At 64.4% G+C, this 11,790-nt stretch carries 10 protein-coding genes; 4 read left to right on the top strand and 6 right to left on the bottom strand.

Features of this window, described 5'->3' with window-relative positions:
• The first annotated feature begins 1 nt into the window (after position 1).
• Both kduI and VHN57_RS05110 read left to right on the top strand, forming a co-directional pair.
• Positions 2–838, top strand: coding sequence for a 5-dehydro-4-deoxy-D-glucuronate isomerase (gene kduI, locus VHN57_RS05115; protein WP_278986703.1), 837 nt, complete (start codon positions 2–4; stop codon positions 836–838).
• Between the two features lie 10 nt (positions 839–848).
• Positions 849–4,082: a glycoside hydrolase family 2 TIM barrel-domain containing protein gene (locus VHN57_RS05110; protein ID WP_423282980.1), complete on the top strand. Its 3,234-nt coding sequence runs from the start codon at positions 849–851 to the stop codon at positions 4,080–4,082.
• A gap of 253 nt (positions 4,083–4,335) precedes the next feature.
• Here VHN57_RS05110 and VHN57_RS05105 read toward each other — a convergent pair whose 3' ends face one another.
• Positions 4,336–5,259 carry a LysR family transcriptional regulator gene (locus tag VHN57_RS05105; protein WP_278986509.1) on the bottom strand — a complete coding sequence of 308 codons (924 nt, stop codon included), beginning with the start codon at positions 5,257–5,259 and terminating at the stop codon, positions 4,336–4,338.
• Between the two features lie 100 nt (positions 5,260–5,359).
• Between VHN57_RS05105 and VHN57_RS05100 the strand changes: the two genes are divergently transcribed.
• Both VHN57_RS05100 and VHN57_RS05095 read left to right on the top strand, forming a co-directional pair.
• Complete coding sequence (locus tag VHN57_RS05100) at positions 5,360–6,775, top strand: aldehyde dehydrogenase family protein (protein WP_278986508.1); 1,416 nt, start codon at positions 5,360–5,362, stop codon at positions 6,773–6,775.
• The gene (locus VHN57_RS05095) at positions 6,772–7,503 is read left to right on the top strand and encodes an SDR family NAD(P)-dependent oxidoreductase (protein ID WP_278986507.1); all 732 of its coding nucleotides are present in this window, start codon (positions 6,772–6,774) and stop codon (positions 7,501–7,503) included. Before VHN57_RS05100 ends, VHN57_RS05095 begins: the two co-directional genes overlap by 4 nt.
• Before the next feature lie 14 nt (positions 7,504–7,517).
• Here the strand turns inward: VHN57_RS05095 and VHN57_RS05090 are convergent, their stop codons facing one another.
• The 5 genes from VHN57_RS05090 to VHN57_RS05070 form a co-directional block, all read right to left on the bottom strand.
• Positions 7,518–8,051, bottom strand: a complete 534-nt coding sequence (locus VHN57_RS05090) for a cytochrome P460 family protein (RefSeq protein ID WP_278986506.1) — start codon at positions 8,049–8,051, stop codon at positions 7,518–7,520.
• A 12-nt stretch (positions 8,052–8,063) separates the two neighbouring features.
• Entirely contained in the window at positions 8,064–9,098 is a 1,035-nt protein-coding gene (locus VHN57_RS05085; protein WP_278986513.1) for an alpha/beta fold hydrolase, read from the bottom strand.
• Between the two features lie 136 nt (positions 9,099–9,234).
• On the bottom strand, positions 9,235–10,005 hold the full coding sequence (locus VHN57_RS05080) for an alpha/beta fold hydrolase (protein ID WP_278986505.1): 771 nt from the start codon (positions 10,003–10,005) through the stop codon (positions 9,235–9,237).
• Between the two features lie 25 nt (positions 10,006–10,030).
• Positions 10,031–10,444, bottom strand: a complete 414-nt coding sequence (locus tag VHN57_RS05075; RefSeq protein ID WP_278986502.1) for an organic hydroperoxide resistance protein — start codon at positions 10,442–10,444, stop codon at positions 10,031–10,033.
• A 26-nt stretch (positions 10,445–10,470) separates the two neighbouring features.
• On the bottom strand, positions 10,471–11,742 hold the full coding sequence (locus VHN57_RS05070; RefSeq protein ID WP_278986501.1) for an epoxide hydrolase family protein: 1,272 nt from the start codon (positions 11,740–11,742) through the stop codon (positions 10,471–10,473).
• Positions 11,743–11,790: the final 48 nt, after the last annotated feature.

Genomic DNA, 11,790 nt, shown 5'->3' with positions numbered 1-11,790 from the left:
CATGTTCGAAAAAACCTATTACGCCACCCATCCCGCGATGATGGACGGCGCCAGCAATGAGGATCTGCGCGACCGGCATCTGGTATCCGGCCTGTTCCGCGCGGGGGAAATCACCCTCACCTACTCCCATGGCGAACGGTTCATCATCGGCGGCGCGGTGCCGGGCGTCGGGACGCTGGACCTGCCATGCCAGAGCGAACCGGAAAGTGCGGCCGGCCATCCGCTGCTGGAACGGCGCGAGATGAGCGTCGTCAATATCGGCAAGGGCGACGGCACGGTCCGCGTCGATGGCATCGACCACAGGCTCGCTCGCTATGAGGCGCTCTATATTCCCATGGGGTCACAGGCGGTCAGCTTCAGCGGTGAAGGCGCGCGTTTCTATCTGCTCAGCGTCCCGGCTCATGCTGCCTTTCCGCTACGCAAATTGTCGCAGGCGGATAGCAACCCGATGCAGCGGGGCAGCCTGGAAACGTCCAACGAGCGAACCATCTATCAGTTGATCCTGCCCCATCTGTGCCAGAGCGCGTCGCTGTGCCTGGGCCTCACCCGGCTGGAGCCCGGTAGCGTCTGGAATACGATGCCGCCCCATGTCCATGAGCGGCGATCGGAAATCTATCTCTATTTCGATCTGGAAGAGGAAGATAGAATCTTCCACTATATGGGCCAGCCGGACGCATTGCGGCACATCGTGATGGAGAATGAGGACGTCGTGATCTCGCCGCCCTGGTCGGTGCATATGGGCGCGGGCACCCGCAACTACAGCTTCATCTGGGCCATGGCCGGTGAAAATCTCGATTATGAGGACATGGACGTCCTCGATATCTGCCAGTTGAAATAAGGGGATGGGAATGCACGGACGGATCTGGACCCTGGCGGCGGTCAGCACAGTGGCGCTGGCGGGCGGCGCGTTGGCGCAGGGTGGCCCGCCGCAGGTGCAGCCCGTACAGGTCGATCCCACCCGGCCCGACTGGGAAAATCCGGCAATCTTCGCAATCGGCAAGCTGCCCGCCCGCGCCACCGCCTTTCCGTTCGAGAGCCGGGACCGCGCGCTGGCCGGCCATCGCACCCAATCGGACCGCTTCCTGTCGCTGAACGGGGAATGGAAATTCGCCTTCTCGCCCGATGCCGACACATTGCCGGCCGGGTTCGAGCAGCCGGATTTCGACGTGTCGGGCTGGAAATCGATCAAGGTGCCGGCCGACTGGCAGGCGGAGGGCTATGACCAGGCCCGCTACAATAATATCACCTACCCCTTCCCCGCCAACCGGCCGCTAATCCCCCATGCGACCAATCCGGTCGGCTCCTATCGCCGCGACATCGATCTGCCGACGGGCTGGAACGGACAGGATGTCGTGCTGCATATCGGGGCGGCGGGCTCGGCTTATTATGTCTGGGTCAACGGCGAGAAGGTCGGCTATTCCGAAGACAGCAAGCTGCCGTCGGAATTCGACGTCACCCGCTTCGTCCGTCCCGGCCGCAACAGCATCGCCATTCAGATATTCCGCTGGTCGGACGGCTCCTATCTGGAGGATCAGGATTTCTGGCGCGTATCGGGCATCGAGCGCGAGGTGTTCCTGATGGCCGCGCCGAGAACGCGCATCCGCGACTTCTTCGCCCATGCCGGCTTCGACAATAAGACGGGCGCCGGCAAGCTGGCGGTCGATGTCGCGGTGACGCCGGGGGCCGCGACCAATGCCCGCTATGTACTGATGGACGGCGATCGCACCGTGATCGAAGGCCGCCAGCCCGTTGCGGCGGGCCAGGCCGAACGCGCCGTGACGCTGACCGGCCTGGTCGACAAGGTGAAGCCATGGACGGCCGAGACGCCCAATCTCTACATGCTGCTGGTCGAACTCTATGATGCGCAGGGGCGGATCATCCAGTCCAGCTATGCGCGGATCGGCTTCCGTACCGTGGCGATGCAGAATGGCGTCGTCACGGTGAACGGCAAGCCGATCACCATTCGCGGCGTCAACCGCCACGAGCATGATCCCGAAACCTTCCACGTCATCTCGCTGGAGTCGATGGAACGCGACATCCAGTTGATGAAGCGCAACAATATTAATGCGATCCGTACATCGCACTATCCCAATGATCCGCGCCTCTACGAGCTTGCCGACCGCTATGGCCTCTATGTCATGGACGAGGCGAATATCGAGAGCCACGCCTATATGGACTATGCCAACAAGCATGGTGACCGGCGCGCCGAATTCCAGATCGGCTTCGACCCGGCCTGGAAGGATGCCCATGTCAGCCGCGTCGCCAACATGGTGGAGCGCGACAAGAACCATCCCTCGATCCTCTTCTGGTCGCTGGGCAATGAAGCAGGGATCGGCCCCAATTTCGCCGCAGCCGCAGCCGCCGCCAAGGCGCGCGATCCCGATCGGCTGATCAGCTATCTGGGCTGGGGCACATGGGACGGGATCGGCGATCACCGCCCCAATGACTATGCCGACATCTATGCACCCATGTATGATCCGGTCGCCAAGCTGGTCGACTATGCCACCAACTGGAATTTCCGGCAGCCGATGATCCAGTGCGAATATGCCCATATGATGGGCAATTCGGGTGGCAATCTGAAGGATTATTGGGACGCGATCTACGCCCATCCCGACAAGTTGCAGGGCGGCTTCATCTGGGACTGGGTCGACCAGTCCATGTATCGCTACACCAAGGATGGGCGGCGCTATTGGGGCGATGGTGGCGAATATGGCCCCAATCCGGGTGGCGACATCGAATTTGGCGACGGCCTACTCCAGTCCGACCGCACTCCCAATCCCGCCCTCTACGAACTGCGCAAAGTCTACGCACCGATCCAGTTCGACGGCTTCGATCCGGCGAGCGGCCGCCTGACCGTCCGCAACCGGCATGATTTCATCGACCTGTCGGGCTTCAGCTTCGACTGGGCACTGCTGGAGGATGGCGTGGAGGTTGCGCGTGGGTCGCTCGCCGCGCCCAATGTTCCCGCCCATGGGGCGGCTGCAATGACGCTGCCGATCGCAACCATGCCGCGCCGGGCCGGGTCGGAATATTTCGTGACGATCAGCGCCCGAGCCAAAGCCGGCTCAATCCCCGCCGTGGAAGCCAATGCGCTGGTCGGGTGGGAACAGTTTGCCCTGCAACAGGACACACCTGCCCTGCCCGCCGCCGCCAGCGGCTCCGTTGCTATCAGCGACAAGGGCGGCGCGATCAGCCTCAACGCCGGTGACGCAGCGCTGGTGATCGACCGGGCGAGCGGCCTGGTCCGTTCCTACAGCAAGGGCGGCCGGATACTGGCACAGGGTGGCTCGCCGCATTTCTGGCGCGCGGTAACCGACAATGACATCGGCATCGGCACCGACAAGCAATTCGCAATCTGGAAGGGGATGAGCGAGCAGCGCAAGGTCAGCGCGATCCGCCTGACGCCCCAGACCGACGGCAACCGCGCCGTCGAGGTCGACTATCAACTGGGCGATGGCGCTGCCAGCTTCACCAGTATCTACCACATGGCCGACGACGGTTCGGTGACCGTGTCCGGCAGCTTCACCCCCGTCAAACCCGACCTGCCGCCCCCCTTCCGCATCGGCCTGGCCTTCAGCCTGCCGGCCGATCTCGATACGGTCGAATGGTATGGCCGCGGCCCACATGAAAGCTATGTCGATCGCAAGACATCGGCGCCGATCGGCCTGTGGCGCGACGCGCTGGCGGACCAGAATCACGACTATATCCGGCCGCAGGAGACCGGCAACAAGGTCGATGTCCGCTGGATGGAACTGTCAGGAGGCAATGCAGGCCTGCGCGTGCAGGGCAAGCAGCCGATGATGATGAACGCCCTTGCCTTCCCCTATGCCGATCTCGACCGGCACAAGCCGGGCACCTGGAAATCGTCGGACATCCGGCCGCACGACCAAGGCACGCTGCTGATCGACGCGGCGCAATGGGGCGTGGGCGGCGACACCCAGTGGAGCGAGTTCGGCAAGCCCATGGCCGCCTATCGCACCACCAGCGCGCCGACGCGCTTCAGCTTCCGCCTGACGCCTTTTACCGGGGCCGGAACGACGCCCGAAAAAGCAAGGCCGGCGCAGGCGACGGAATCGAAATAGCGAAGGTGCGCTATGGGGATCGCACCGTCGCAGGATCTAGCATTTACATGCCAATGCCTTGGCAGGTGACTGCCATAATTTCTCGTTTAAACACAGTTCCAACCCTTGCCAGTCATTCCGGCAGAAATTTTGATCATCTACGTGCCGACCGCCCGCTTTTCCCACGCAGTGCGAGAGGTAGATGGTAAAAAAATGCATCCGACGTAAGCCATCTCTTCGACCACTGGGGCGATCATAGCTTCTTGTAGTCCCTCTAGCGCAGAATGACGCTGGCCAGATCTTCGCTCCGCTTATGCCCCTCGCGGATCAGGTCGATCAGTGCCTGCAACTTGCGCGGAATATGGCGCCGCCCGGCAAAATAGAGGGACAGGCCGGCAAAGGGCGGCGTCCATTCGTCGAGCAGTGGGACCAGCCGACCGGCGGCAATATGGGGCAGCGCGCCGCGCTCCTCGACATAGGCCAGCCCCGCGCCATCGACGGCAGCGTCCAGGATGAGGTCGGTCGCGTCCAGGATGAGATTGCCCGGCGCGTCAATCAGCGTCGCCTCTCCATGTCGCTCGAACTCCCAGCGATAGAGGCGTCCGCTGGATAGCCGCATGCCGATGCACCGATGGTCCAGCAGATCGGCTGGTACGATCGGGGCACGACGCCCAGCCAGATAGGCCGGTGCGCCGACGACTATCATCCGCAGTTGCGGAAAGATCGGCACGGCAATCATGTCGGGCGGGATCGCATAGGCCAGCCGCGCGCCCGCGTCGAAGCCCTGGCCGGTAATGTCGACCAGCGCGCTTTCGGTCACGACTTCGACCATGACCTGCGGATAGCGGCGACCATATTCGAGGATGATCGGTTGCAGCATCATGCGGGCCGCACCCGGCGAAGTATTGATCCGCAGCGTGCCGGACGGTTCGCTGGCATCGGCGCCCAAATCGTCCACGGTTTGGGCGATCGCCTGCAGGGCAGGTCCGATCCCTGCCACGAACTGCTCACCCGCGGCGGTCAGCGCCACGCTGCGCGTCGTCCGGTTGAACAAGCGCACCGCCAGCCTCTCCTCCAGTGCGGCCACCGCATGGCTGAGCGCGGAGGAAGACAGGCGCAGATCACGCGCCGCCGCGCGAAAGCCGCCATGGCGGGCGACCGCCAGCACCGCCTCCATCTCCGCGACGCTGGGCATCATTGCGCGAAATTCCTTATCAGTCTGTACGATATTGTCCTCCTTATCAGATCGGCGGCGCGGGTCCACATGCTGCGCAGAGACACAATGGAGGCTTCACGCCATGCAGATGATCAGCGAAAATTATATCGACGGCCGGTTCCAGCCCGTATCAGGCGATGAACAGGCGCCCTTGTTTAATCCGGCTACGGAAGAGCAGATCGGCATTGTCCGCCTGTCCAGTGCGGCGGATGTGGATGCCGCAGTGGCGGCGGCGAAGCGGGCCTTTCCCGTGATGGCCCATAGCACAGTGCCCGAGCGCATCGCGATGCTGCGGCGCCTGGCCGACGTGGTCGCCGCCCATGGCGATGCGATGGCATCCACAATGGGCCAGGAATATGGCGCTCCGGCCTATTTCATCGACTATAGCGCGCATCGGGCGGGATCGGTTTTCCTCGATATGGCCAATGTGCTGGAAAGCTATGCCTGGCAGCGCCGGATCGGTTCTGCGGAGATCGAGATGCGCCCGATCGGCGTCGCGGCGGCGATCACGCCATGGAACAGCAATTTCGGCTTCATCTGCGCCAAACTGGCCACCGCGATCGCAGCCGGCACGTCGATCGTCATCAAGCCGTCCGAGATGAGCGCGCTGCAGACCCATGTCCTGCTGCAGGCGCTCGACCGGGCCGACCTGCCGGCCGGCGCGCTCAACATCGTCAACGGATCAGGTGCGGTCGCAGGCGCGGCACTCACAACGCATCGCGACATCGCGAAGATCAGTTTCACCGGATCGACCGGCACTGGCCGGGCGATCCTGCATGCTGCCGCCGAGCGGATGGCCCGCGTCACGCTCGAACTGGGCGGCAAGGGCGCACAGATCATCCTCGACGATGCCGATCTCGATGCGGCGGCGATCCAGGCCCTAACAAGCGGCTTCATCAACAGCGGCCAGGCCTGCATTGCCGGCACCCGCATCCTGGTCCCTGCGGGCTTGAAGGCTGCGTTCCAGGATCGCCTGATCGCCGCGCTGGCACAATGGCTGGTCGGTCCGGCCAGCGATCCAGCATCGCGCATCGGCCCGATGGTCAGCCAGAAGCAGTGGGACCGGGTACAATCCTATATCCGGCTCGGTCAGGCGGAGGGCGCAACCCTGCTGGCGGGTGGCGAAGGACGGCCCATGGGGCTGAACCGCGGCTGGTTCGTCCGGCCAACCTTGTTCACCGATATCGACAATCACATGCGCATCGCGCGCGAGGAGATATTCGGCCCGGTGCTGTCGATCATCGCCTATCAGGACGAAGCGGATGCGATCCGGATCGCCAACGATAGCGATTATGGCCTGCAAAATTATCTGCTGGGTACAGACCCCGACCGGCTGAAGCGCGTGGCACGACAGCTGGATTCCGGCCGGGTCGTCATCAACGGCGCCGCGCATGAACCGCTCGCTCCCTTTGGCGGGTTGAAGCAGTCGGGAATCGGCCGAGAATTTGGCAGCTTCGGCCTCGACGCCTTCCTCGAACCGCGCACGGTGCTGGCATGAACCGGATCGCGTTCGTCACCGGCGCCAACAAGGGGCTGGGCAAGGAAGTGGTGCGCCAACTCGGCCAGGCCGGCATGACGATGCTGCTTGGTAGCCGCGATGCAGGGCGCGGCGCAGAGGCCGCGGCAGAACTGCGCGCCGAGGGGATCGACGTCCAGTCGATCCTCATCGACGTGACCAGCGACGCCAGCGTGATCGCGGCCGCCGCTCAGATCGAGGCCGAGCATGGCCGCATCGACATATTGGTCAATAATGCCGGCATGTTGCGGCGCGTGCCGACGATCGAGACGTCGGCGGCGAACATGCGCGAAACCTATGACACCAATGTCTTCGGCCTGGTGCGGGTGACGCGGCAGATGCTGCCGCTGCTGGTCCGATCCGACGCGCCGCGCATCGTCAACGTCGCCAGCACCAGCGCCTCGCTCGCGCTCACCAGCGATCCCGCCACCCTGTTCGGCCAGTCGGACACCATCCTGGCCTATGCCTCGTCCAAGACCGCGATCCTGATGCTGACGCAACATTATGCCCATGCCTTCCAGCGCAGCGCGGCGCACCGGCACATCCGCATCAACAGCGTGACGCCCGGCCATATCGCCACCGACCTCAACGGCCATGCCGGCACCCGCACGGTCGAACAGGGCGCGCGGGTGGTCATGACCTTTGCGACGTTGCCGGACGATGGCCCCAATGGCGGCTTCTTCAATGAGGATGGCCCCCTGCCCTGGTAGGACGAGGCCGCCCCTTATTCCGCATAGTCGGTGAAGACGAAATCCTTGCCCTTCTCCAGCCGCTCCAGCTTCTGGTGACAGGCAAAGCAGCTCTGCACCACGGCCGGGTCGGGATTGGGTCGACCGCCCTCGAACTGGCCATAGCCCCAACCGCCGGTCGCGGCATAGCGCTTCGCATCCTTGACGCTGACCTGCACATTGGTCGGCGCGCCGGCGACGAAGGATTGCGGGGCGGGAAACACCGCATCGTTGCGCGGTGAGGCCTGATAACGCCAGGCCAACCGGACGATCACCGCGCCATCGGGAAAAGGCCGCTTGCCATCGCGAAAGGCCTTCACCGCAATGGCATTGCCAAGGATCGCGCGGATATCGTCATTCCTGCCATTTTCCTGCGCCACGCTGATCAGTTTCCAATCACGATAGCCCTTGGGCAGCTGTACGCCATAAATGGGAGAAGCCTGCGTCTCACGGGCCGGACCGGCGAAGACCACCGATCCGCCCAGCAGCAATGCCGCCATGCCCAGAGCCAAAGTGCCGATCCGTCTCATCGCTTGGCTCCTTCATCCGGCCATGCGTGCGGCGTCGAGCACCGCTTTCGCAAAGGCAGCCGGCGCCTCCTGCGGCAGATTATGGCCGATGCCCCCGTCGATCAGCCGATGGTCATAAACGCCCGCGAACTTCGCGCGATAGGCGGCCGGATCGGGATGCGGCGCGCCGTTGGCATCACCTTCCATCGTGATCGCGGGGATCGTTACCGACGGGCCGGCGGCCAGTTTCGCTTCCAGTCCATCATATTGCGGCTCGCCTTCGGCCAGGCCCAGCCGCCAGCGATAATTGTGGATGACGATAGCGACATGATCGGGATTGACGAAGGAGGCGGCCGACCGGGCAAAGGTCGCATCGTCAAACGCCCAGCGCGGCGACGCCAATTGCCAGATCTGCTTGTTGAAGGCGTTGGTATTGGCGGCATAGCCGGCCTTGCCGCGCTCCGTCGCGAAATAATATTGATACCACCATTGCAGTTCGGCGGCTGGCGGCAGCGGCTTGGCATTGGCTGCCTGGCTGCCGATCAGATAGCCGCTGACCGACACCAGCGCCTTGCACCGTTCAGGCCACAGCGCCGCCATGATGTCCGCCGTGCGCGCGCCCCAGTCGAAGCCGGCCACCACCGCTTGGCGGATGCCCAGCGCATCCATCAGCGCGATGCCATCCGCGCCCAGCGCCGCCTGCTGTGCATTGCGCGGGGTGGCGGCGCCGCGGAAGACGGTGCTGCCATGGCCGCGCAGATGCGGGATGATGACCCGATGCCCCTGCGTCACCAGCAGCGGCGCGACCTCGGCAAAGGCATGGATGTCGTATGGCCAGCCATGGAACAGCAGGATCGGCGCGCCATCGCGCGGCCCCATGTCGACATAGCCGATATTGAGCACGCCGGCGTCGATCTGGCGGATTGGTCCCAGCGCAGGCGGGTTCGCACCGGCAACCGGAGCGGCAAACGCCCGGCCAGCCGACCCGCCAGCCACCAGCGTCGCGGCCATGGCGGCGGCGACGCGAACGAAATCCCGGCGAGCCGGGTCTGCAATATCCTGACGCATCATCATTCTCCCATCCATGGGCTGAACCGGCCCCAAACTGGCCGGCACTCACGGCGACGGTTTCCTGATAGGCGCGTCGCCGGCGATGCGCCTGTTAATCGCTGTGATCTGCTGTGAGCCGGCATGATCCCCGTTGTCAGTCCGCAGTCGCCGCCTTCTCGATCAGTCGGGCGACTTCGGGTGCGTGCGACACCATTACGACATGCGATGCGCCGCGGATCACCACGCTCTGCCGCGCCGCTGCACGCTGCGCCATGAAGGCCATGGCGGCGGGCGGGATGTTGCGGTCGGCGTCGCCATAGATGAACCAGGACGGCACGGTCTTCCACGCCGCCTGGGTCGCTGCTTCCGACAGGGCGGCCTCGGCGATCGGTCGCTGGCCCGCCGCCATCAGCCGCGCTTCGGCTGGCGGCACGTCGGCGGCGAACTGGTCATGGAAGCGGGCCTGCAGGATATAGAGATCCTTGCCTCCCGTACCGAGCGAGACCGGCGGCGCCAGTGCCGGTCCAAGCGTGCTGCCGGGGAATTTGCCGGTCAGGCCGACGGCGGTTTCGCCGACGTCCGGCGCAAAGGCGGCGACATAGACCAGCCCCTTCACATTGGCGTGGCCAGCCGCCGCCTCGCTGATCACCGACCCGCCATAGGAATGGCCGACCAGGATCACTGGCCCCGCAATGCTGCGAACCAGATCGGCCACGACATCGGCGTCGGCCCGCACGCCGCGCAGCGGATTGGGCGCGGCGACGACCCGATAGCCATCCTGTTCAAGGAAGGGGATCACCCCGTTCCAGCTGGAACTGTCGGCAAAGGCGCCATGGACGAGGATGATGGTCGGCTTGACCGGCTGGGCCTGGGCATTGCCTGCGGCAAGCCCCGCCAGCAATGCGCCCATGATGAGAGTCCGCATGTCAAATCTCCTGAGGTTCGGGGTTTCAGACAAGCGTGACCAGGGCATCGATGTTGCCCTTGATCGCCTTGGAATAGGGGCAGGTGCGGTGCGCCTGCTCGATGATCTGCCGTGCCATGTCGGGCGCGAGGCCGGGCACCGAGACATTGAGCCGGGCGGCAAGCGAATAGCCTTCGTCGCCATGGCGCAGCGACACCGCCGCATCGATCGCCAGATCGTCCGGCAGGGTCACACCCTTTGCCTTCGCAGCGATCGCCATCGCGCCTTCGAAACAGGCGGACCAGCCGGCCGCGAACAATTGTTCGGGATTGGTCCCCTGCCCCGGTCCGCCGGGCGTGGAAAGGGGGAGGTCAAGGCGACCATCGGAACTGCGGGCGTGGCCTTCGCGTCCACCGGTCACATGGACCTGGGCGGTGTAGAGCGTCTTGGTGTCGGACATGGCAAGTCTCCTATTACTGATGGGGTTCAGCGCAGCGAGCGGAAGGCGGCGCGCAGTTCCCGTGCGAACAGCATCGGCTGTTCCCAGGCGGCGAAATGGCCGCCATCGGCCACCTCGTTGAAATAATGGAGCCGGCTGTAGCAGCGCTCGGCCCAGCTTCTGGGCGCACGGAAAATCTCGCCGGGGAAGACGCTGATCGCGACCGGCAGGTCGATGACGCCACGCGCGTTGAAATTATTGCTATGATCTTCCCAATAGATCCGGGCGGCCGAGGCGCCAGTGCCGGTCAGCCAGTAGAGCGAAAGATCGTCGAGGATGGCATCGCGGCCCAGCAGCTTTTCGGGCTGGCCGTCGCTATAAGTCCATTGCGCGATCTTCTCATACATCCACGCCGCCATGCCGACCGGCGAGTCCACCAGCGCATAGCCGATCGTCTGCGGCCGCGTGTTCATCATCGCGGCATAGGCGGCATTGTCGCGGTAGAAGGCGGCAAGCTGGTCGAAGGCCCGGCGTTCCGGCGCGCTCAAGGTGGCGGGCGGCGGATCGCCGGCGGCAAGAATATGGGCAATCTCCGCCGGCACGACGGCCGGCATGTTGAGATGGATGCCGATCAGGCCCGGCACATGCTGCAACGCCATGCGCTGCGAGATCACCGATCCGCAATCGCCGCCCTGGCTGACATAGCGGTCATAACCCAGCCGCCGCATCAGCACTGACCAGGCCCGACCGATATGGTCGGATCCCCAGCCCGGCACGCGGGGCTTTTCGGAAAAGCCAAAGCCGGGGATCGAAGGAATGACGAGATGGAAGGCGTCGTCCGCCGTGCCGCCATGCGCGGTCGGATCGGTCAGTGGGCCAATGACCTTCAGAAATTCCAGGATCGACCCCGGCCAGCCATGGGTCAGGATCATGGGTAAGGCGCCGGCATGGCGCGAACGGATGTGGATGAACTGGATGTCGAGCCCGTCGATCCGGGTCATGAACATCGGCAGCGCATTGAGCTGCGCCTCGACCCGGCGCCAGTCATAAGCGTCCGCCCAGTAGCGCATCAGCGGTTCCAGCGTCTGGCGACGCACGCCCTGACTGTCATCAGCGACCGGCTGGGGATCGGCCCAGCGGGTTTCGGCGATGCGCTGCTTCATCGTTGCGATGTCCGCCTGGGGGATAGCGACACGAAACGGCCGAACAGCCGTGTCGTCGATCGCGGCACGCAGCGCGGACGGCATGGCGCCGGCCGCGCCTGCCAATGCAGCACCTGCCATGAACCGGCGGCGTGATGTCGAATGGGGTTCCGTCATGTTCATTTCCTCGATCCGGGAAGTCATGGTCCCGGAGATAGAGGAGCG

The organism is Sphingobium salicis subsp. salicis (assembly GCF_049472635.1).
Lineage (GTDB): Bacteria > Pseudomonadota > Alphaproteobacteria > Sphingomonadales > Sphingomonadaceae > Sphingobium > Sphingobium yanoikuyae_A.
The sequence above is the reverse complement of the archived record's forward strand: the minus strand, read 5'-3'. Positions and strand labels throughout refer to the sequence as shown.